This window comes from Sulfitobacter sp. 1A13353, from assembly GCF_043557255.1.
In the GTDB taxonomy this organism is placed as follows: Bacteria; Pseudomonadota; Alphaproteobacteria; order Rhodobacterales; family Rhodobacteraceae; genus Sulfitobacter; species Sulfitobacter faviae.
In genome coordinates this window covers 208,866-230,837 of record NZ_JBIFFS010000004.1, presented here as the reverse complement: position 1 = coordinate 230,837, position 21,972 = coordinate 208,866, and the positions used below count along the sequence as shown (strand labels likewise).

Sequence of the window (21,972 nt, the reverse complement as noted above, 5' to 3'; positions counted from 1 at the left end):
GGAATGTCTTGGAGCATTCTTACTACGGATCACCCCGATACCGGGGATTTGCTTACTTGATCAGGCAGGACACGATGTCGCTGGAGCCCTTCAGAGAGAAGTTGAAGCTCTCGCCATTGGGTGTGGTCCAGATGGCTTCCGCACCCTGTGCCAGGGCCTGAACGAGCTTATTGTGCTCATTCTTCAGCTTGGGGCCCCATTCGGATTCAACCTTATTGGTGAAGCTGGTGGCATCCCATTTGGAGTTGTAGGTTGTGTTGCCCTCGGCAACCACCTCGCCATCCACGGAGATCGTGCTGACGCCGGCCGCCACATGGACGCCATCTGCCTTGAAGCCCACCTGGGAATAGCTGTCGGCGCAGGCATAGTTGATACCTGTGGCACCATCTTCGGTCTCGAGCAGCCCTTCATGCTGCCCCATGCCGGGGGATGCGTGAGACCATTCTTGGGCCGAAGCCGTACCGGCCAGAGCCAGCATCACTGCGGTAGCGGGGATCAGGTGAAACTTCATCTTAATGTCCTTTTCTCGACGGTGCCTTTTGGTGGCGCATGAAGGCCGTAAAGGCAACGCCGTGTGAACCAATATAGATGAGATAGGTCTAACTGATTTGCGAATAAAGGGGTTCGTGAAAAAATATATGCTGTGCTTGTATAATTCTGTACCACATGATCTGGGGGGAATGGAAAGCGCCGCCTTCGGCGCTCCTTGCCTTTACATCTCGGCCGTAGGCGTTTCGTCTTCCGTCACGATTTCAAGCTGCGGGCCGGTCATGCAGCCGGCTTTCTCGATTGCGGTGTAGAGCACGGATTTGGCGATCTCAGGCATCGGGCCGCCCATCTCGACCTCGATCTCCTTAATCAGCGCATCTGCCTTTTTGCCCATGGAGTAGTGGAAGTTCGGGTCGCGCATGTTTTCCACCGCGGGCATCCCGAGGTCGACCATGGCTTGTGCAACTTGTTCATAGGTTGGCTTTTCCGACATCTGTTGTTCCTTTTTGATTGCAATCTGGCTTGAGCCATTTTGCTTGGATCCTTTGAAAACGCCTAGCCGCAGAGCACCTGCACATCGGTGATTTCAATTGGTCGGCCACCTGCTTTCAATCGGTCGTTCAGGTCGCGTAATATTCGGCGGAGACAAATTTTCCGTTGATATAGCAGGCCTTGCAGGTTATGAGCTCGCCCCAGCGAAAGAGGACCTTGCGATCAGACTTGCGCAGGCGCGCGATGTAGTATCGCCGGTTAAAACCTTCGACCTGAGCATTAATACGCTGCTCACCTTTCGCCTCAGGGTCAGCGCCCTGAAGCTGGGCTCCCTCATAGGCCGGCAGAAAGTGGTTCTCGAACTTCACCCCCTCGGCGGTGAACCGTTCGACCGTGCCGATCTTATCGGACTTGCGCCAGCTCACCCCGCAGCCCCTTCATCTTGATCCCCTTGGCGTGAGCTAAAGGCGGTGAGCAAGAGGGCGATCACCAGGCCGAAAGGCAGCCAGAGCAGCTTCAGGCAGAGGATGCCGAGATCAATAATCCCGAAGATGATATGCAGGTTCACCGCCGTTTTGCCGCGGAACTGCATGCCGGCGATCTTGAAGCTTGAGCGGGCCGGGCGGGTAATATTGAAGCTGCCGCGGCGCGCGCGCCAAGAGAAGCTGAGACCTGATTTTGACAGATTGGTCTTCAACCGCCCCTTGCCGTAGCGCCCTCGGACGCCGAGGCGGCCGTTCTGAAGATTGATCTGCGTGCCCTTTGCCACTTTTCGCGATAGGCGCAGCCCATGCTTGCTGTTCACCGTGGCATTGGTCTTGCCGATCTTGCCCTGGGCCCGCACGGAGGCGCCACCGGTGCGCGAGGCGCGGGTGTGGCGGCCGCGGTGTTCGATGCGGGTCTGATCGCCGTTTGCGTCTTTGCGTCCAAACCCCAGCATCAGCCGTGCCGCTTCTCGATTTGCGCCAGTCCGCGCTTTGACAGAAATACGTTCACTTCAGCTCCAAACTTCTTCCAAGGATTCTCGACAATCGTATCCATCGGATCGAGGCGATTCAGGAGGTGATTGCCCACATAGTCTTTACCTCGTGACCAGTGTTGCAACACATCGGGCAATCCGTCAATTTCGCAACCGCAAAGCAAGGCGAGATCCTGTGCGGTGCGCGGCTTGAACATGGCGCGGTATGTCGAAACCGCATCCGTCAGGACGCAGCGCCACTTGCCACTGCCCCACACCCCGTTGCCCATCGGGTTATCGGTACGGTACTCATAGCGCCACTCTGGATCCTTGATCGGTGCGAAGCGGATAAAGTGCTCACCCCGCTCCAGGGTGCCGGCTTTCTGTTTGAGGCTGAACTCCGCGATCTGCTGAAGCAAGTAGGGCAGGTTCTTCTCAACGGCTTTATTATACCAAGCAGCAACCTCACCTGCGCGAAGCTTGTGCTCGTCGTCTGCAGCCTTCTGGATCTGCTTGGCAAAGTTGTGGCGCGCGACCCAGATGCGGTCGTCCCGGATTTCTTCCTCGGTGCCAAAGTCAGTGGCGGAGAATGTCTGTAGCTTGTACCCTTTCGGCTGCTCCCAATGCGGCAGTGAGTTGCGGGTTTCTACTGCCAGAATGCCGGGGGCCACCTGCTTGGTCACTTCGTGATTGCGTCTCTGGGGAGGGCTGTGCTCATCTGGGGTGCGGGGCAGCATGAGAACAGTGCCGGGGTCCGTGAACCACTGGTTGACCACCTCATGCGTGACCGTATCGCGGTAGCGCTCCTCCATCCAAGCGTGAACACCCTGTGTTGGCCGCTCCAACTGGGCATCGAGCGCCTCGCGTGTGATATCTGCCACTTTGACCTCATCCAGAGCGATCGGGGCGTAGTCGTTGGCCATCGGCAGGTTTTCTCCGCGGCCATCTGTCACCAGCAAGGCTTTGTTGCGCACCATCTCGCCCGTGTAGCTTAGCGCTTCGGCTTGCCAGCTCTGCTTCCAGAATTTCTCGGAAATCAGGGACAGCATCATGGTCAACCAGACCACCTGTGCCGGTGGCAGGTCCGACATTTTCATCAAGGGCACGACAGCCTTGCCAGCAGCCACCGGTGTGGTTTCCGGTTTGAAATACACATCACCCCGATCATCAAAACCTGTCTTGATGATCTGATAGGGGAAGTGGTTCGACCAGGCCCGGGACATATAAGACCGGCCTGTGCCACGTGAGCCGCGGCCGGCCAAAACATCTTCCTGACCGGGGTAGGCTGGTTTGTTCTTATCGGTAAACAGGATCACGTTCTCGCCGTTGCGCATGGCGAAGGCGAAGTAGCTCCGATCCGGATGCGCAGGATCGCGCAGCAAGACAACCGCGATGCCCGAGACGGGCATATCACGCAGAGCGATCAGCAGATCGTTGATATTCCAGGCCTGATAGATGTGCTCGATCACCTGAGCGGGCCCTGTGCTCGCGGGGCCGCGCAGGAATTGATACGGCTTCAGGCTTTCCAACGAGTGCAGCGCATCGCGGCGGAGGAAAGGCAGAATGTCTGCATCATTGATCACATCGATCACATCGTCCCGGTCTGCCTTATAGTGGCGGACGCCATCTGTGACCCGGGCACGAAACTGCGAGGCCAACTCCAGCGCGCGTTCGGACTGCACAACAGAGAAGAGCAGTTCAGCCTTCTGCAGATAGGCTGATGTTGCGTCATAGTCCTTCATGATCTGCGCAGCAGTGAAGCTCTTTCGTTCCAGATAATCGCGCAAGAAGCATTCGAGCAGAAGATAGGTCGTGGTGCCTTCGGGATCGAGCTCCATCGCCTTCTTCATTACTTCGTTCATGCTGTGGACGTCCATGTCCCCCATGGTGAAGCTGGTCTGATCTTGCTTGACGCCGGTAAGAGCGACCCACTGATCCAAAGCCTCGGCGACGATCTCGGCGGTGGTGCTTTTCTCGTCGAGTACGGTGGCATCGGACATGAAGGGCTCCTGCGAAAAAGACTAAATCTGTATTTCATTAATTATATGTTGTGGGGGTCTGATACAATGATATGTGGAGCATTATTCGCAAATACTGGTTTTCACGTCAGTGTCCGATGTATTTCTGCCATGGGGGCATAGAGTGCTACGTGATGCGAAATTAACTGAAGATGGTAATATGTGATGCTGAGATTGGAAGCGCTGAAGGCGCAGGCAAAATCGAAACGCGAGGCGGAGCTCGTAGAGCTGGCTTTCAGGAACGGCTTTGATGCCGGTGAGCGTGCCGCCCAAGATAAGACCCGGCAGGCTTTACAAATGCTCGGTTTGGTTACATCTGATCAGATCGAAGAGTGACAAGGACCGGACGGCAATGCGCAAAGAAGAGATCAAACCTGATGAGGCAATCGGCCTGACTGAAGCGCATCGGTATCTGATCCCTTCGCCTGAGGTCGCCTCCATGTTGGCCTTTGCGGATAATTGCATCGCCACAGGTGAGGTGGAGGTCTACCGCAACCAGCGCACCGGCGGTTTGCTTCTCGCCTATGTCTGTGAGCACTGCGATACCCACCACCCGATCGTCGACATCGAGTATCTTGAAGAAGAGACGGAGATCGAAAACGGGGGGCGCTTCCTTCTGCCGGTTGTGGGGTCCATCCCCTATATGGCCTACCTCAGCACCACGGAGGGGGCAGGGCACCTGCCCGCAGAGCCTTATCACTACTCTGCCGAGCTGATTGCGCGCCGTGCTTCAAAGCGCGCCTATGAGCCGGAAACGGCGCCTGCGGATGTGTTTATGTGTATCCAGACCGCGATCGACGCGATGATGGATGGCAGCTGCAGCCTGTCACTGGACACCGATAGCGGCCGGACGGTTCTGAGCTACGACTGTGGGGAGTGCGATTCGCATCATGCGCTGTTCTCGATCGCGACCCCTGACGTGAAGGATGCGCGCGCGGCCGCGGAGCATACGTTTCTGGGAAATCCGTTCCTGGATCTGCTGTTGGAAGAGAGCGGCGAGCGCCGGCACTGATCAGCGTTCTATAAGCGAACAGCGTCCCACCATTGCGGCCACGCCTGTAGCACGTTCAAGATCCGCATCCTTGATCTGCTGACGCAGGTGCGCTTCAAGACCTGCCCGCCGCTCCCAGCCAAGGCTCAAAAGGAGTTTGCCCGGAGCCCGCAAGATGCGGGCAAGCCAACCTCGCGGCGTTGATGACATACGCAGGTCAGGCATCGTCGCCTTGGGGCTTCGGCTTGCTGACCGCCAATCCCATCTCGGAGGCTTTCGCAACCAGCTTGCCCATCAAGGCGATTTCGGCGCGATCTTCGCCATCGATCTCGTAAGCATTACCTTTAGGCGCATCGAGCTCTTCGAGGCTCTCCATCGCGTTGATCTCATCCACGCTTGCCATGATGCTGTCGCGGGTCTCGTCGCGATGCACGGGTGAATAATGAAACCCGACATCCCAAAGAAAGCCGCGGATCAGAGCGTGAAAGAAGGTCGGCTCGGGCGCATCGATAACGATATCATGGCCGAAGACGACCCCTTCGGGGCTGGCGGTCAGCTTGACGTTCTTATGATCCGCCGCGGTGAGTGGTTGTTCGGTGCCGAGGTGAACGGAGGCCCGTTTGTTGGCCGTCTCGTCGCGCAGATTGCCTGCTTTGTCGATGCAGATGGGCAGATGCTTCCATTCGGACAGAGGGCAAAAGCTCAAAGATACGCTCTCAGCACCGTCATATTCAGCGCGATATTCTTCTTTGACCCGAGCCGTCATATTCCAACCCTGATCCAGCGAGATGCGGCCCGTAAATGCGGCCGTTCCGAGGTTCATCTTCCGGTCTTCAAAGATGGGGCCTTCGCGCTCGTACCGCGGCACCGCAGAGATTTCTGCATCAAAGGAGATGGTGATTTTATCGACATCCTGCATGGGGTTGTCGTGTGTGCTGCGCATCTCTTCAAGGAACGCAGGGAAATCCATGCAGGCCACGCCGCGCATTGTCTCGGCCCAAGGCGCCAGGTTCTCGAATACCTCCCCCACGGTCAGGCCATCTTCAAAGACGATGCCGTCGTGCAGAGACTTGAGGAAGACGTCCGGATCAGTAGAGGCTTCCCACGCCTGAACCGGGATCAGCCGGGTTTCAAAGCGGTAGTCATCCGTTACTTCAGGCAAGCGCGTCGTAATCGTGCGGCGCAGAATGCCATCACGGCAAAAGTGGAGGGTGTTCATGTGGCAGAGGCTCCTTTGCCCCCAAGATAAACCCAGCCATGCGAGAAAGAAAGGCATGTGCGAAAAAAATACAACTCAGGAGGCCGAGATGTGACATTTGCTGCAGAATATCCTCCCCACTTTTACGGGGGACGTGTCTACGCTGCTGTGTCAGAAAAACATATATGTTTTTCTGACACGTAAAGGCTGTCGCCGAAGCGGCGCCTGGACTTTCAAGAACCGCTGCGGATCAAGAGCCACACTTCGACGGCGTATTCCGCATCCCCATGTACCATGCGGACCCCCTTTTCACTCGCTGCCAAATATTGCGCGCTCGGCTGGCTATGCTTCGGGAGCATGTCGCGGAACCGGACAAAGGTCCCATCGAGAAAAGCCATGACTGTGACACCGGTAGATTCTTCGAGCTCCTCGTTCGCGTAGTGCTCCTGAAGTGTCGGTTTGCGAACTCCCTTTTCGGGGTCGTATACGTCAAAGGTTTCAGCCTCGCTGTCACCAAATACGGCGACTTCCATGTCCCATAGTCTATCGACCATATTGAGCACCCAGGTGGTTGTTCCGATGATCGAACCAATGCGCTCAACAAAATCGGAAGCGGCCAAGGTCCAGTCCTTGCTGGTCCATCCAGTGAGAATGACCCGACCACCGCGGAGCTCGGGATAGCTTTCGAGATCATCCAGGAAGATCCCGCCGTCTGCGAGGTATTGCGCCGTTGTTGCTAGATCGAGAATGGTCTGACGCTCGGATGGGCCAACTGCCTTGATGAATGAGGCCGTGTCGAAGTCTACCTCTGGCGGGAGGTCCGAAATCGAAACCTCATAGGCATCAAACTTGGCCTTCAATGCATGATGGTCATCGAAACCAAAGCCGCGGGCGAGGGCTTCGCTGATCCGCGAGGAACCAGGGTGTCCGGGAATGGCCATTAGGGCCGTCTTGATGTCGCGTAGGGAAGTCTTATTCAGGATCATAATCCATCTCCTTTTGTTAAAGGCTCATCTGCTCGCAAGTTGGACCGGAGCCTATAAAAGGGAGGCTGATCAACTGAAGTATTGGATCGTCTTGGTGCTTCGCGATTTCGGCCTGCGAGTGCCGGGGCTGCGCGCCTTGAACCTGATCTAGCACCAGGATAGCGGCACGACAAGACCATATCTGAATATTTTTCGCACTTTCGATCGACCAAGGTATCTATACTGGCATGACAGGACCGACCATCAGGTCGACATCTATTGGAAGAGAGCCCCATGTTCGGATTAAAGAAGCGCCACAAGGGCGTCGATTTTGCTCAGATTTCAGACTCTGCGCGCTTTGGCGAGAATGTAACCTCCGGCAGCTGGACCAAAGTGCGCGCCAATGCCGTGATCGGTGACAATGTGTGCCTGGGTCCCTACGCGGAGGTCCATGAAGGGGCACAAGTCCACGAGGGCGCCCAGCTTGGCAACTGGGCGAAGGTCGGCCGCGGTGCTGTGATCGGCAGAAACGCTGTCCTGCCTCATCATACGCGGGTGCAGCCCGGCGTTGTTGTCGGCGAGCACACTGTATTCGAGGGCCATGAGCTGGTGACCCCTGATGGCATCATCCCGCACCGCTGTGCTGGCTTTGTCTTATCGGGAGATCCCAATGGGACTGAGCCCTTGCTCTTGCGAGGGAGCTTTGGGCATTTCGAGATCCCTGTACTGGAGTACAGCGAGGAGCTGCTCGAAGACTTCTTTTGGGGGCGCTCAGAGGCGCTCGAAGCCTTCCGGATTGAGGTCGAAACGCCCGCCGCGGAGCCTGAAGATGACGAGATGCCGGAGATCTAAGCTGATCGGCGATTCAGGGATATAGACTGGTTAAGGAAGCTATGACCATGACGACGCCAATCTTGCGCAAAAGAGCGATCCAATCCGTACGTAAGGCCAAGAAGGCCGCTGCCAGGTTGAGAGACCACCTTGCGGGGCAGGGTGTCAATCTCACCGAGACAGAGTCTTTGGAGGCCGTATCCCATGTCGCAGGGTCCGAGAGTTGGGAAGCCTTTGAAACGAGCCTCATGCCACCTGCAGAGGACGCCCATTCTGTGCTCTTGAGGGGTGTGCTGCAGCTTTATCCTGGCGGTGCAGAAGAAAGCCTGTCGACTGTCTGGAACCAGCTTTCAGAGCGCGTCGCAGAAAGTCAGAGGGATGCATGGTATAGTCGTTGCGTGCAGCTCACAGAGGCTGTTGTTCTGGCCTATTTCCAAGCCCAGGATCTCGCAGAAAGACCATATGATCCAAAACTGTTTCGTGAGGCCTTTCAAATTAAGGATGAAGGTGGCTTTTTGGCTTACGCCGTGATTGCCGAAAGAGATTTTCCCGACAGCCGTGAAACTAAGATTATGCGAGACTTTTTGCAGACGGTGCCCGGCACGCCCGGTCCGGGGTGGAAGCCTGGAAGGCCACTGGAGACAAAGTTCAAAGAGCAATGGTCGAGGGTCGCTTGGCCAATTACACGCATGTTCGATGAGTTATTTAGCGACACGGCGGAGCTCATCGAGATTGGGCGTAGGGCGTTATAGTTATACGGCTTGGGAATAGGTTTTCAGGGGTTATATTCGCAGAGTGGCGTAGGGCGTCTTCCGATCCGCCGATAAGATCCATGACAATGGCCGAAGATCGTGCTGCGATCGCCAGCGGTCAGGCGCCACGCGTGCGCCATGAAGTGCGTGAGCACGTCCGTCGTTACAAGAGCGGGAAGGTAGTTCTGGTAAAGGCGCATAAGCGCGGCTCTGAGCCCGACACCCGGCCGACTTTGGTGACGGCATCTGATGATACGCCCACCCTGCATTGATGGTGTTGGAGGGCGGTGAGGCCATTCATTGAAACTTGCCAGTGGGCGCGTCTCGCTTTTAAGGCTTGCCAATATAGGTGTGGATAACCAGTTGCCGCGTTTTTATCAGTACGTATATTGGGCGCAGGGATGCAGCCCTGCCCGGTCCACGGACAACCTCCGCGTGGTAAACCTGCGTCGCCCTGAAGGGCCCAGACAATCGCACGCCTTGATCATCATGAGATCCCTGCGGCAACGGACCAGCTGTCAAACCGATCTCGTTTGATATGAGGAGTGATGTGATGTCCAAAGACAGCACCAAGACGACCAAACTGAAACGCGATGCGCAGCCTGAAGCGGTGCGTGACGCAAAAGACGCCGCTGGGCGCCTTGCGGCCTATCTGGCAGGGCAGGGGCTCAAGCTGAGCCGTGCCCAGGCCCTGGAGGCGCTCTCCTGCGCTGCTGGGGCAAAGGATTGGAATACCTTCCGGGCGGAGCTCAGCACCCCAAGGGTTTCGGCGGCAGATATCGCCAAAGCGGAACACCGTCGGATCCTGCATTTCTACAAGGGTGGGGAGCAAGCTTGCAGCGAAGCAGTGATGGATCTCGTGGACGGGGGCTACCTGCAGGTTCATGAGGGCATGTGGCGCAACCGCGCGCGAGAATGCGTAGAGGCTGTTGTAGCCATCTTCTTCCAAACGCAGGAACGCGAAGAGTGCCCTTTCGATCCTTCCTCGTTCCGTCAATCTTTCAGCCTGACCGGGAAGGGAGGGTTTCTGGAGCGGCTGGCTACCTGTGAAGAGCATTTCCCCGACAGCCCCAACACAGATATGGCGCGGAATTTCTTGAAGACTCTGCCCGGTATGCCAGAGCGCGAGGGCAAGGCTTGGCCCAATATCCCAGAGAGGACCGAGGACCAGTGGGGGTATCTTTCGATGCAGGTTTCCAAGCCGCTTGGGGATCTCATTGACCATAACCTGATGCCTGAGACCTGAAGCGGAAGAAGATCTCGGTTTGGGGGGGATGTCCCGCCAATTAACTTAACCGAGTATTTCACAGATCGCATGAAGCCGCCCAGAGAATGGCGGCTTCATCGCCGTTTTGGCAGGTTTCAGCTCAATTTCTTTGAGGTGCGAAAAACAGAGACGCACAATGGTCTCATCACACAAAAGAGATGAGATCGTTATGAAGAAAGCTTTTGCCGCCCTTGCCATGTTTGCCTCCGTTTCGGCCTGCTCGATGCCGCAGGAAGAACTTAAGGCTTATGAGTTTGACCCGATTGTTTACGGGTCATTGAACTGCTCCGAAATCACCGCCGAAGCGATGATCGTCCAAGGCAAGATGCTGGAGATCGCCAACGCCCATGAGCATAATATGGCGACAGATATGCGCATCATTGCCACTTCGATGTACCTCTCTACACCTGAAGCGCTGCTTGCCCTTGGTTTGTTCAGCAAGCGCGCTGAATTTGCCCAGCTCAAAGGTCAGCTCGATGCCATTGCCGCAGCAGGTCACAACCGCAAGTGCGATCGTGAGTTGGGATATCTTGAAGAGCGTCTCTACTGATGCCTGCCGTTTGAGGCGGGGGAATGTCCAAACCCGCGCTGGACGATCTCTTTACCTCTCGCGGACGGCGCAACAGGATGAGTTTTCTGTGGTTGAATCTCCTACTGGCTCTGACTTTCGCAGAAGGCATTGTCATCCTACTTTTGGATGTCGAGTTCGGATGGGGGTTCGGTGAGACCGGCATCCCTGCGGTGCTGATCATTCTGTATTGTATCTGCTGGTCAGTGGCGATTGTCACGGCCGCGGCGCAGCGCTGCCACGATTGTGGGTGGAGCGGATATTGGGCATTGCTTATCTACGTGCCCTATCTGGGCGCCCTGGTCTGGCTTATTGCCCTTATGATGCCGGGGGAGAGCGGAGTGAACTGCTATGGGGGCGATCCACTGCGATTTAAGCGATAGTCGTGCAGCCAACCCTTGCGGAATGTCAAAACTGACATAGTCCTTTTTTATGTTGGAAATGCAGTTTCTGCGGTTGCTGCGCTTAGAAGGATAGACATCATGCCCAGAGGCTATACCCAAGCTAGATTTCACAACGCAGAAGGTGAAGTGATCGCGACCACCGAAATGCCAACGAACCGCATCTTTCCGACATTGAACCTACCCAGTACGTTGGCCCTGACGAAAAAGCTAAATTCGGATGCCATTTCTTTAGTGGAAGCACACAAGCCAAACCACTGGTTTGCTTATCACGTCGAGACGTATCAAAAGCGCACACCCTCGTCTGGATCGGGCGTGGATTACGACTTTGTTGAAGAGCGCATCGTCGCGCGCTGTGCGGCTCTGACCCAGCAAGGGAAGCACTGCAAGAATGAGGCTGAGAAGGGGTCTATGTTCTGCCATAGTGCGCATCGGCCCGAAAAGGGCAGCTTCCCTCTCATTGATGATCCTTTTCTTATCTATGAGTTCGAAGAGATTGCAGCTTTGGTTGACTTGAACCCCTATTACGAAAAGCTCAAAAAAGATATGAATAACGAAGTTTAAGTCCCGGATATCAAGTCTCTATTTGGCCCGGCATATGCTTCTATGTGGATAACCTAGCAGTTCGCTGATTGAAGTGCGAAAATAGCTTCTAGGTGCGCAGCTCTCATTTCATCATGCAAGTAACTTGCAAGAATGAGAGTGCCCATGTCCAAGCCCGTACTAGAAGACCTTTTTAAATGGAGCGGCCGTCGCGACCGCAAGAGCTATACTTTGTTGCAGCTGGCCATGCTCGGATTTGGTATGGCCGCAACTGTGCTTTGGATCGTTGAGGCGGAGCTGAGCGGCGATCCGGACACGGCGCTTGGCACTTTGTTCCTGTTGATCTTGATGTTCATCGTCATGGGGGTCTCCTCCATCGCAACCACCGCACAGCGTTGCCGCGATCTCGGTATGCCTGGTGTGGTCGCAGCTGTTATCATGCTGCCCTATGCGGGCATTGCTGCTTGGATCGCGCTCCTGGTGATGCCGGGTGAAAAGGGTCCCAACAAATTTGGCGCCGATCCGCGGGGGTTGAAGACCTGAGATGTCCAAGCCCGTACTCGATGACCTCTTTGCCTTTCATGGCCGGCGCAACCGCAAGAGCTATGCCTTGTTGCATCTAACGGTCTACGGTCTCGGTCTTGCGTTGTGTTTCGCCATTCTGCTGCTCGACGAGCTTCTGGGCGGGACTGGGGTGCTTGCAGCTGTTTTGATCGTAGGTCTCATCATTTCGATGACCGCCGTGTCTTTGATTACCTCCGCGCAGCGGTGCCGCGACGTGGGGTTCTCTGGCTTTGCCGGTTTGACGGTACTGCTGCCCTACGTGGGGACGCTTGCGTGGTTGGCGTTGCTGTTTTGGCCAGGGGAAGAAGGGAAGAACAGGTTTGGGGATGATCCGAAGGAGATGTTGAGATGACAAACAGAGCTATCCTGCCCGAGGCACTTGAAGATGATCTACTGCCTGTTGGTGTATCATTCGCTGCAAATGCACTTTGCGAAATGGACGATATCTCGAGCAAACTCAAAGAGCATCTGACGGGATTTCAAGCTGGCACCTTGGCAAACGGTAAGGGTCTGTACTTCAGTGAAACGCAGGCCGAAAAAGTTCTTCAGAAACTGATGGATGCCGTGTTGGAAGTAGCCACGTCGACCGATGGCGCGCAAGATGACACAGAGGTAAAAGAGGCCGCGGCCGCCGATGGGGGTGCGGCCGATTCAGAGCCCTTTCCTGGGGCAACACCCGTCAGCCTTTCGGGGGGCGAGTCTGCAAGGGGAAAGGTTCCTGTCCTGGCTCTCGGACTGAGACGGTCAGCGAGCGATTTAGCCTTCCCTCAAGAGCCGCTGGTCCCGAAAGGAAATCGTAAGGCCAGGAGAGCTCGTAAGTGATACGTCATAGCATCCGGCGTGCAATTTCTGATGCACTAGAATTCGGGGATGGCAGGGCGGATCGATCCCAAACGCTAGATTGGCTCGCGCGGGTCGATCAGCACATACAGTCATGCGTAGTCATCGATGTAGATACGGCTGCAGCAAGGAAGATTTACACCACTGTAGGCACGACAGACCTAAAAACAATTTGCTCCGGGATGTACCCTCCCTTCGAACATACCTGGATGGAGTTCGACATAAGCGACACAATCGATGGATACGATCGTATCGGAATCCTGTGCCATCACAATGAAGATGCGCCCGCTCGAGATTTCGAAGTGACCGTATTCGCTTCAAGGGGTGAGGAAATCACACTACCTTTTTACACCGTCTTGGGACGCGCCACCTCAGGTGATCATCGTTTTGCTGAGATCGAACATGCTCACCAATTCATCGATGCAACGGGCGATGCATATGGAGGTGATGGTGACGCTATTCTGCAGATGCAGAGAGAGATAACTGAGGATGGCCTCGGTATGCTTGGATGCCTTTCCATGATGCTGACAAAGTACAAGAGTCACATCATCAAACGTGCCGGCGAGGTCCAGTGTCTACATGGTGTTGGAGCTGATGAGATTATTGAGACCATTCAATACACGCTCTCAGATGCCGGGGTCAGGTACTTGCCAAGCGAATACCCGGGGTATGGGGTGATGGAAGAAGCCAGAACGAGAGAGCGTCATCAAGTACGGGCGCATACCGCCGTCAGTTGTAAGGGCACATTATTCTTCAGGAAGTCCCATGAACGCGGCAAAGGAAAGCTAGTGCGAAAAATGAGAGTGGTTACGCTATGAAAAGAGGTCATTCAGATCATGGCTAAGCGAATTGTGATTGAGGGCGAAGGCGAGTTCCCTCCATTCCGTGTCACGAGGCATGAGAACGGGAAGTCTTGGATAATATCAGCTGAGAGAGACGATATCGCTGCATTGAAGGTCAATGGTGAGTGGTGCCGCATGCAGGATGAGTGGTGCTTCGTGGTTGGTCCTGTTGTCTTCAAGAAGAAGGCCGCACCAGCTATCTCAAGGCTCCATGCCAAGCACCTCAAAGAAATTCCCCTGAAAAAGGAGCTCTCCCGGAAGATCATGCCGGAAATTTCAGGGCTCACCTTCGAGAAGCTGAAGGAGCCTATGGTACGTGTGTCAGGAAAAGAAATACTGACATATAAGAATTTTATCAGTTTCCGATCAGCGCCCTGCCGGCTCAACCGTAGTGCATATGACAAGAAACACTCTTGGGTCGTAAAGCTGCAGGACTTTGACGAACTTGCGGAGAAGTTGAAGGCCACGGAGCTTTTGGTGAAGCATGCGAAAGCCCGCCGCTTTACGCCCGTAAAAGATATGCAATGCTTCTTGGATGGTGAGGGCTCATATGCCGCGCATGGTCAAATTGTACATCTGTTCCAGTGGACGTTCCCCAATAAACATCCTGCCATATCTTGGAGTGGGCACTATGGTGGTGTTTGGCGTTTCAGTATGGCTGATGCCGATGAAGTCGATGATTGGTTTGCTTCACTTGAAGGTGTGCTCAAGAAAGCTGAGGACGCCTTCATGGCGGCTGAGGGGCCAAACCAGGCGCAACCTCTAATTTCCCTGTACGAAGCCACCACGTGCGCGAAAGAGACATCCATCAGACTTGAGGGCCTGTGGCTGAAGGTGAAGATACCTTACATCGATGGGTTGAATGACTATTTGATACGGCGCCATTGGTGTTGGGTGCCCGGCTCTAAGGAATGGTGTATCAGGCTGGATGAAAATTTTGATATTGCAGTCGATGATATACCCTATCTCAGGTATTTGGCTGAAACGCGGTATCCGGTCTTATCGAGCTGATCACCGCGCAAGATCCATGTTTGATGAGGTTATCCACAATAAACGCCGGCGTAATTCGTTGGCACCGTAGAATTGCGAAAAACGAAGGTTTAGTTTTCTTGATAAGTTAATTCAGTAAACCGAGGCCAGCATGACCGAAACCGCAGTAAAGACATACAATACCTTCATCTGGTCGATCGCTGACCTTCTGCGTGGAGACTTTAAGCCTTCGGAGTACGGGCGGATCATTCTGCCTTTGGTCATCCTGCGCCGCCTTGACTGTGTTCTTGCGAAAACAAAAGATCAGGTCGTCGCGATGGCTAATGATCTGCCGGAAGAGATTGATGATGAATCCCGCATGATGATCCTGTCGACCACGGCAGACGCCGGTGGCCAGATCTACAACACATCGCGCTTCACCTTTGATAGCCTGCATCAGCAGGAGGCATCCGAGCTCCGCGAGAACCTGATCGATTACATCTCAGGCTTCAGCCCGAACATCCGCGACATCTTCATCGACAAGTTCAACTTCACCGAAATCCTGAAGAAGCTCGATGACACGAAGTCTCTTTGGCAGGTTTTCGATCGCTTCTGCCAGATTGATATGCACCCTGTCACGATCTCGAACCTCGAGATGGGGTATCTCTTCGAAGAGCTGATCCGCAAGTTCTCCGAAATGGCCAATGAGACAGCCGGTGAGCATTTTACGCCGCGTGAAGTTGTTCAGCTGCTCGTTGATCTGCTTATCGGTGCAGATGACCAGGCACTGACCGGGAAGGGCGTTATCCGCCGTGTCTACGACCCTGCTTGCGGCACTGGCGGTATGCTCTCCATCGCAGAAGAAACGATGCTGGCTCTGAACCCAGGCCTGAAGGTTGATCTCTTCGGGCAGGAGCTCAATGGAGAGTCTTACGCGACTTGTACGTCGGACATGATGATCAAAGGGCATGACGCCTCAAACATCGCCTTTGGGAACACGCTGACCGACGATCACCATGAAGGTGAGACGTTCCATTACATGCTCTCCAACCCGCCTTACGGTGTGGACTGGAAGAAATTTAAATCGAAGATCACCGATGAAGCCGATCGCCTTGGCATGGACGGGCGCTTTGGCGCCGGCCTGCCGCGTGTGTCCGACGGACAGTTCCTCTTCGTTCAGCACATGGTCTCGAAGATGCGGGATGATGAAAAGGGCACGCGGATCGGTATCGTCATGAACGGCTCACCGCTGTTCACCGGTGGCGCTGGCTCGGGGGAGAGTGAGCTCCGCCGCTGGTTGATGGAGCAGGATCTTGTTGAGGCAATCATCTCTCTGCCCACAGACATCTTCTATAACACAGGAATTCAAACCTACATCTGGATCCTCTCGAACCGGAAAACTGAAGACCGGGTAAACAAAGTCCAGCTGATCGATGCCTCCGGTCCGAGGTTCTGGAGCGCAATGCGAAAAAGCTTAGGTTCGAAACGTCGGGAGATCACTGCAGAGGCGCGCGCAGAGATTGTGCGCATCTACTCGGGCGCACTGAATAGGGAAGAGGGCTACGGTGATGTATCGAAGATCATGAACCGGGAAGCCTTCGGATATCGCGAGATCCGTGTGGAGCGGCCGTTGCGGTTGCGGTTCGAAGTGACCGAGGAAGGCCTCGACAAGTTTAAGGAAACGAAATTTTTCCACGCCATGTCTGAGCTTGAAAAATCAGATGCTGTTGACCTCATCCGAAGCCATCTTGGCGGCAAAGTGTTTATGTCGAGAGCATCGTTTATCTCGGCATTGGAAAACCACTATGAGAAACTCCAAGGGTTTGGTGAAAAACATCCCGAGGAAGTCGTGCCGACAGGGAATATGGAGGATGACTTCTTTGGAGGCATTCAGAATGTTGCAAGGGTATTAACTTCTCTACAGAACTTTCTCGGAGGTAAAAACAAGGGCACTTTCATCAAGGATGCGGTGAAAGTTTTTGGAGAAACCTGCCCTGAAGCGGCTATTTGTCATAATGCAAGGGGAGCTACAGAACCCGATCCAAAGCTCAGGGACAGCGAGCTTGTTCCACTCAACGAAGATTGGACAACGTATTTTAAACGCGAAGTTCGCCCGTTCGTTTCTGATGCCTGGGTCGATGAGAGCTATGTTGATCAAATCGACGGTGAAGTCGGCCGCGTTGGGTATGAGATCAACTTCAATCGCTACTTCTACCAGTATGTGCCGCCGCGGCCTTTGGCAGAGATTGATTCTGAGATGAAGGAACTTGAAGCTGAGATTGCCTGTCTTCTGAAAGAGGTGACGGCATGATGCAGCCTCAGGACGCTATCGGCCTCACTCCACCCAGCAGCTGGCGGAATGCTCCGTTCTGGTCACTGTTTCGTCGGGAAAAGCAAACGGGGTTTCCGGAAGAGGAGCTGCTGTCAGTATATCGTGATCACGGTGTCGTCCCAACAGCATCGCGTGACGACAACCACAACAAGCCGTCCGAGGATCTCTCAGGATACCAATTGGTGACCGAGGGCGCATTAGTTACCAACAAGATGAAGGCTTGGCAGGGGTCAATTTCGATTTCGCGCTACCGAGGTATCGTTAGTCCGGCTTATTATGTCTATCGTCCTTTGGGCGAAGAGCACGATCAGTTTCTTCATTATCTCCTTCGATCAGAACCATACATTGCACTCTATCAGCGCATATCGAAGGGAGTCCGTGTGAACCAATGGGATTTAGAGCATGAGGCTCTTAGGACAATCCCCGTTTTGCTTCCCGACCTCCCCACCCAAAAACGCATCGCCGACTTCCTCGATCGTGAAACCTCACGCATCGACCAGCTCATCGAGAAGAAGATGAAGCTGAACGAGATTTTGAAGGAGAAGCGGGAAGATGTGATCTCCGAGCAGATTAGTTCGACGGTTTGGCCAACGACGAAGCTCAAGCATCTAGCCGCTTGCCCTATCACAAATGGAGTCGGCGAAGCCGCTGAGTTCGACGACCCCGAATGGCCAAGGTATATTCGCATTACAGATATCGAAACCGCTACAACGTTGAAGTCAAATATCTTTAAATCGCTGCCCAATGATGTAGCAAGCAAAGCTCCCGTCGAGTTTGGCGATATCCTGTTTGCGGCTGTAGGAGCTTCGTTCGGTAAGAGTTACCTCCATAAGTCAGAAGGGAATTTCTGCTACGCAGGGTTCTTGGTACGCTTCCGTGCGAATACTCTAGTTTACCCGGAGTACATTTCGCTTTGGGCGCAATCTCGTGATTTCAGACAACAGCTCGACTCTGGGTCTGTACAGGCTACGATCCAGAACTTCTCAGCAGGTAAGTACCGGAACCTTCAGGTGCCGCATCCACCGGTTCAGGAACAGGTCAAGATTATCGAAGAGGTAAAGAATGCCATCGATAAAATCGACATGGTTATCAAGAAGAATATGGACGCCATTGATTTCCTTGAAGAGCGCCGCTCTTCTCTAATCACCGCCGCCGTAACCGGCCAGCTCGACGTATCTTCACACCAGCCACTGGAGACAGTGTAATGACTGCGAAAAACAAAGAACCCGAGAGTGGCGCAGAGATCTGCCGTGACCGCCTCCACACCGAGGAGGCCGTCGAGATCCACCTGGTCAACCAGATGGTCAAGCACCAAGGCTGGCGCGAACGGACCTGCATCGGCGCGAACTACGACACAAAGCGCGCCCTCGATCCGGAGATGCTCGAGGAATTCGTAAGTACCACGCAGCCCGACGCCTGGCAGCGCCTTTGCAAGCAGTATCCCGGCAAAGAACGAGACACTCTAGTCCGGCAGGTGGAAAGCAGCCTGAAGTCTCTCGGGACCCTCGAAACCCTCCGTCAGGGCATCAAAATCATCCCGGGCATCAAGATTGCCCTCTGCGGCTTTAAACCTTCTTCCAGCAAGAACCCTGCCTCGGTCAAAATGTATAAGGGGAATATCCTCACTGTGATGCGGCAGGTCTTCTACTCTCTGAAAAACCGCAACTCCATCGATGTCGTTCTTTTCGTGAATGGCATCCCAATTTCGACGCTCGAGCTGAAGAACACCATGACCGGCTCCACCTATCAGACGGCGGAGACCCAGTATCGGAAGGATCGTAGCGCAAACGGGGAGCCGCTCCTGACATTTAAGCGTGGCGCCCTGGTTCACTTTGCTTTGGATCAGGACAACGTCTCGATGACGACGCATCTCAATAATGGCAAAACGCGCTTTTTGCCGTTCAACCGCGGCCGCGATGGCGGCGCTGGCAACCCCGATGTCGATAATGAGTTCCGCATAGCCTACCTCTACAAAGACATTGATGGCCGGCGGGCCGTGTTCTCCCGCGAAGTCCTCCTCGGCATTCTGCACCGGTATGTGCTGGTGGATGAGGTGCGCCAGCCAGACGGTAAGATGAAGCGCACTACCATCTGGCCGCGCTACCATCAGCTGGACGCTGTCGAGGAGCTTGTACGCGATGCAAAGGAGCATGGGGCAGGGCGGAACTACCTGTTTCAGCATTCTGCGGGTTCCGGTAAGTCCAACACCATTGCCTGGTCAGCCCATCATCTGGCCACGCTCCATGATGGGGATGACAAACCGGTATTCGATACGATCATCATCGTGACGGACCGTGTTGTTCTCGATCGGCAGCTGCACAAGACCGTCAGCTCCTTCGCCAGCGTCGAAGGTTACGTTCGCCCAATCGATGGCACCTCAAAGCAGCTGAAAGAAGCGTTGGAGGAAGGTGCGAAAATCATTATTTCCACCATTCACAAGTTCTCCACCGATCAGCTCTCCGTTCTCAGAAACCAGACTGGACGCAGGTTTGCGATCATCATTGATGAAGCGCATTCCTCTCAGTCGGGGAAGCACTCCGACAGCATGACCCGTGCCCTCGGGGGCGCATCGAAGCCAGAGGAGGCTGACGAATTTGACGCGACCGAAATGGCCCTTCTGGACATGCAGGCGGCCCGCGGGCCCCAGGACAATCTCTCGTACCTGGCCTTCACCGCCACGCCAAAGAACGTGACGCTGGAGCGGTTTGGGTATCCTGGTGACCGAGGCCCGGAGCCTTTCCACCTCTACTCGATGCGTCAGGCGATCGAAGAGCGCTTCATCCTCGATGTACTGCGCAACTATCAGACCTACAAATCTTATACGAAGCTCGAAAAGACCGTAATGGACGACCCGAAGTTCGAGCAACGTCGCGCTTCAAGAAAGGTTGCCCGCTTTATCGATTTCCACGAGATCTCCATGGCACAGAAAGCGGAAGTGATCGTTGAACACTTCCGCCGGCACGCCCTTCCTGAGATCAACGGGCAAGCCAAGGCGATGATCGTGACGCAGAGCCGTGAGCATGCCATTCGGACGCACCGGTCGATCGAGGCCTACATCAAGGATAATGGCTATACGGACCTGAAGTCCTTGGTGGCATTTTCAGGCGACATCGATATCGACGGAGAAACCTGTACTGAATCCGGGATGAATGGCTTTGGCGAAAAGGAATTGCCAGATCAGTTCGATGGCGCCACCTACAATGTCCTCGTGGTGGCAGAGAAGTATCAGACAGGATTTGACCAGCCCAAGCTTGTCGCGATGTATGTTGATCGCAAGCTCGATGGCATTCAGGCCGTTCAGACGCTCGCACGGCTGAACAGGATCTATCCGAACAAGGAGCGCACATTCGTCCTCGATTTCCGAAACAGCGTTCAAGACATCCGTGAGGCCTTCAGGCCTTACTACGACGTGACTTCAATGGATGAATACTCGGATCCCAACCAGGTCTACACCCTGCACAATAGGCTGATGCAGTTCGGCACGCTCTATCAGGAAGAGATCGATCGGTTCGTCACGCGCTTCATTCACGCTTCGAAACGTACAGATGAGCGGCCAATTCTGGAGAACCTTGTTCGTCAAGCCGTCAGGCGCTTTAGCGAGAACCTGAATGAAGATGCCCAGGATGAGTTTCGACAGGTTCTGGACTCGTTCTTGAGGTTTTATGCCTTTGTCGCACAGGTGGCGAAGCTTGAAGATCCTGATCTTGAAAAGATGCACGTCTACGGTTCATGGTTGAAGCGTCTCCTGCCAACGCGCGAAGCGCCTCAGGGTGAGGATGTTACCGATGACATGCTGGAGCTCGACGCATACAGGCTCGAACGCACTGAAGAGGATGAAGACGCAAGTCTGTCAGATGAAGAGCCCCAAAGCCTGTCCCCCATCAGTCGTTTCGGCGCGAACCCTTTCACGGATGAGGAGGCCAAGACGCTCTCCGAGATCATCTCTACCTTCAACTCGAACCACGGGACTGACTTTTCTGAGGATGACTATATCCGCTTTGACGGCGTTCAGATGGATATCATCGGTGACGATGGCTGGATGGAGATGCTCCGCAATAGTTCACCCTCTGACGTGAAGCCGCATTTCAACGTTGAGTTCATGCGTCGCTCGATCGAAGTATTCAAACGCGATGATGCCATGCGTAACGCGTTTATGCAGGACAAGGAAGCGCGCGATATGGTCATGGGGCTTATGTTTGACCGGGCCTACCGGATCGCGCGTGAGAAAAATCAAATTTTAACAACAATTGACTGGACACACTGCATTGGAAATAAATGAATTGCTGAATGGAATAATCCCTGTCGCTGTAAGTATATTAGATTACGTGAAGGAAAACCCTACATTTGTAACTGGGGCTTTGGCGGCATTTGTCGCATACTTCACATATAGTGCTTCAAAGCAGCCATACATAAATGCATCCATACATGAGGTGGATGGATTCTATTTCCTTCATCTGGAGAATATGTCGCAAAACTTCGCCCGAAATATCATTCTGAAAGGTCGTAGGATTACTTTGAATGATGCCATCTTGAGGTTAGGAACATCAATGGATCGAAGCTTCCTTGGGCATGGTATCGTCTCCATTCCTTCTATGTATAGCTACAGGTGCATGATTGGCCCAGTGGAAGATATCGGAGATAAAATAAGAAATATCGAGAATGTAAAATTCGATATCTTTGGTTTCGGTCCAATATCTAGATTCTCGCAAAAGAAATGTAAGTTTGACCTATCTCCTATTCTGGGGATAAGAGGAAGTTCGTCTATCCATCACGATGATGGAAGTATAGAGTATCTCGGGAAAGAGAAGCTCTTAGCCCCAATACACAGCAAGTAGAACATAGTGGCATCAACCGCCATTCTCGCGAACGACCATAACGTAAAACGGTGATCAAAGGCCATATTTCCGATATTTTAGAGCTCTCAACCGACGATCTATCAATGCTTCGGTGAG

The 21,972-nt window shown here is 54.2% G+C and carries 24 protein-coding genes; 17 read left to right on the top strand and 7 right to left on the bottom strand.

The genetic code is table 11. The features are described 5' to 3' along the window. Positions 1-52 precede the first annotated feature (52 nt). The 5 genes from ACGYLO_RS11830 to ACGYLO_RS11810 all read right to left on the bottom strand — a co-directional run bounded on the left by ACGYLO_RS11830 (position 53) and on the right by ACGYLO_RS11810 (position 3,939). The gene (locus ACGYLO_RS11830) at positions 53-511 is read right to left on the bottom strand and encodes a hypothetical protein (RefSeq protein ID WP_394376633.1); all 459 of its coding nucleotides are present in this window, start codon (positions 509-511) and stop codon (positions 53-55) included. Positions 512-712: 201 nt separating this feature from the next. Next, positions 713-982 (bottom strand): hypothetical protein, encoded by a 270-nt coding sequence (locus ACGYLO_RS11825; RefSeq protein WP_394376632.1) that lies wholly within the window; start codon positions 980-982, stop codon positions 713-715. 127 nt (positions 983-1,109) lie between these two features. Next, positions 1,110-1,406, bottom strand: coding sequence for a hypothetical protein (locus ACGYLO_RS11820; RefSeq protein WP_394376631.1), 297 nt, complete (start codon positions 1,404-1,406; stop codon positions 1,110-1,112). Continuing rightward, complete coding sequence (locus tag ACGYLO_RS11815) at positions 1,403-1,921, bottom strand: hypothetical protein (RefSeq protein WP_394376630.1); 519 nt, start codon at positions 1,919-1,921, stop codon at positions 1,403-1,405. The genes ACGYLO_RS11820 and ACGYLO_RS11815 overlap by 4 nt, the downstream gene beginning before the upstream one ends. Next, a complete protein-coding gene (locus ACGYLO_RS11810; protein ID WP_394376629.1) occupies positions 1,921-3,939 on the bottom strand; it encodes a hypothetical protein in 2,019 nt (672 codons plus the stop codon). The genes ACGYLO_RS11815 and ACGYLO_RS11810 overlap by 1 nt, the downstream gene beginning before the upstream one ends. 183 nt (positions 3,940-4,122) lie before the next feature. Between ACGYLO_RS11810 and ACGYLO_RS11805 the strand changes: the two genes are divergently transcribed. Both ACGYLO_RS11805 and ACGYLO_RS11800 read left to right on the top strand, forming a co-directional pair. Then, positions 4,123-4,293, top strand: coding sequence for a hypothetical protein (locus ACGYLO_RS11805; RefSeq protein WP_394376628.1), 171 nt, complete (start codon positions 4,123-4,125; stop codon positions 4,291-4,293). A 16-nt stretch (positions 4,294-4,309) separates the two neighbouring features. Further along, a complete protein-coding gene (locus ACGYLO_RS11800; RefSeq protein WP_394376627.1) occupies positions 4,310-4,969 on the top strand; it encodes a hypothetical protein in 660 nt (219 codons plus the stop codon). 196 nt (positions 4,970-5,165) lie between these two features. Here the strand turns inward: ACGYLO_RS11800 and ACGYLO_RS11795 are convergent, their stop codons facing one another. Further along, positions 5,166-6,167 carry a hypothetical protein gene (locus tag ACGYLO_RS11795; protein WP_394376626.1) on the bottom strand — a complete coding sequence of 334 codons (1,002 nt, stop codon included), beginning with the start codon at positions 6,165-6,167 and terminating at the stop codon, positions 5,166-5,168. 212 nt (positions 6,168-6,379) lie between these two features. Continuing rightward, entirely contained in the window at positions 6,380-7,132 is a 753-nt protein-coding gene (locus tag ACGYLO_RS11790; protein WP_394376625.1) for a hypothetical protein, read from the bottom strand. A gap of 273 nt (positions 7,133-7,405) precedes the next feature. On the opposite strand from ACGYLO_RS11790, the gene ACGYLO_RS11785 reads away from it, so the two are divergent. The 15 genes from ACGYLO_RS11785 (at position 7,406) to ACGYLO_RS11715 (ending at position 21,855) form a co-directional block, all read left to right on the top strand. Then, positions 7,406-7,963: a hypothetical protein gene (locus ACGYLO_RS11785; RefSeq protein WP_394376624.1), complete on the top strand. Its 558-nt coding sequence runs from the start codon at positions 7,406-7,408 to the stop codon at positions 7,961-7,963. Positions 7,964-8,010: 47 nt separating this feature from the next. Continuing rightward, entirely contained in the window at positions 8,011-8,694 is a 684-nt protein-coding gene (locus ACGYLO_RS11780) for a glyoxalase superfamily protein (protein WP_394376623.1), read from the top strand. Between the two features lie 553 nt (positions 8,695-9,247). Then, positions 9,248-9,940, top strand: a complete 693-nt coding sequence (locus tag ACGYLO_RS11775) for a glyoxalase superfamily protein (protein WP_273054854.1) — start codon at positions 9,248-9,250, stop codon at positions 9,938-9,940. A 190-nt stretch (positions 9,941-10,130) separates the two neighbouring features. Next, complete coding sequence (locus ACGYLO_RS11770; RefSeq protein ID WP_394376622.1) at positions 10,131-10,511, top strand: hypothetical protein; 381 nt, start codon at positions 10,131-10,133, stop codon at positions 10,509-10,511. Positions 10,512-10,534: 23 nt separating this feature from the next. Continuing rightward, on the top strand, positions 10,535-10,912 hold the full coding sequence (locus ACGYLO_RS11765; RefSeq protein WP_394376621.1) for a DUF805 domain-containing protein: 378 nt from the start codon (positions 10,535-10,537) through the stop codon (positions 10,910-10,912). Between the two features lie 99 nt (positions 10,913-11,011). Beyond that, complete coding sequence (locus tag ACGYLO_RS11760; protein ID WP_394376620.1) at positions 11,012-11,494, top strand: hypothetical protein; 483 nt, start codon at positions 11,012-11,014, stop codon at positions 11,492-11,494. Between the two features lie 144 nt (positions 11,495-11,638). Continuing rightward, positions 11,639-12,016: a DUF805 domain-containing protein gene (locus tag ACGYLO_RS11755; protein ID WP_394376619.1), complete on the top strand. Its 378-nt coding sequence runs from the start codon at positions 11,639-11,641 to the stop codon at positions 12,014-12,016. 1 nt (position 12,017) lies between these two features. Then, positions 12,018-12,389 (top strand): DUF805 domain-containing protein, encoded by a 372-nt coding sequence (locus tag ACGYLO_RS11750; protein WP_394376618.1) that lies wholly within the window; start codon positions 12,018-12,020, stop codon positions 12,387-12,389. Continuing rightward, positions 12,386-12,859 carry a hypothetical protein gene (locus ACGYLO_RS11745; protein ID WP_394376617.1) on the top strand — a complete coding sequence of 158 codons (474 nt, stop codon included), beginning with the start codon at positions 12,386-12,388 and terminating at the stop codon, positions 12,857-12,859. The genes ACGYLO_RS11750 and ACGYLO_RS11745 overlap by 4 nt, the downstream gene beginning before the upstream one ends. Before the next feature lie 227 nt (positions 12,860-13,086). Beyond that, entirely contained in the window at positions 13,087-13,695 is a 609-nt protein-coding gene (locus tag ACGYLO_RS11740; protein ID WP_394376616.1) for a hypothetical protein, read from the top strand. A gap of 18 nt (positions 13,696-13,713) precedes the next feature. Beyond that, entirely contained in the window at positions 13,714-14,730 is a 1,017-nt protein-coding gene (locus ACGYLO_RS11735; protein ID WP_394376615.1) for a hypothetical protein, read from the top strand. Positions 14,731-14,860: 130 nt separating this feature from the next. Beyond that, entirely contained in the window at positions 14,861-16,999 is a 2,139-nt protein-coding gene (locus tag ACGYLO_RS11730; protein ID WP_394376614.1) for an N-6 DNA methylase, read from the top strand. Further along, positions 16,996-18,225 carry a restriction endonuclease subunit S gene (locus ACGYLO_RS11725; protein WP_394376613.1) on the top strand — a complete coding sequence of 410 codons (1,230 nt, stop codon included), beginning with the start codon at positions 16,996-16,998 and terminating at the stop codon, positions 18,223-18,225. Before ACGYLO_RS11730 ends, ACGYLO_RS11725 begins: the two co-directional genes overlap by 4 nt. Next, positions 18,225-21,299, top strand: coding sequence for a type I restriction endonuclease subunit R (locus ACGYLO_RS11720; protein ID WP_394376612.1), 3,075 nt, complete (start codon positions 18,225-18,227; stop codon positions 21,297-21,299). The genes ACGYLO_RS11725 and ACGYLO_RS11720 overlap by 1 nt, the downstream gene beginning before the upstream one ends. Then, the gene (locus ACGYLO_RS11715) at positions 21,286-21,855 is read left to right on the top strand and encodes a hypothetical protein (RefSeq protein WP_394376611.1); all 570 of its coding nucleotides are present in this window, start codon (positions 21,286-21,288) and stop codon (positions 21,853-21,855) included. Before ACGYLO_RS11720 ends, ACGYLO_RS11715 begins: the two co-directional genes overlap by 14 nt. Positions 21,856-21,972: the final 117 nt, after the last annotated feature.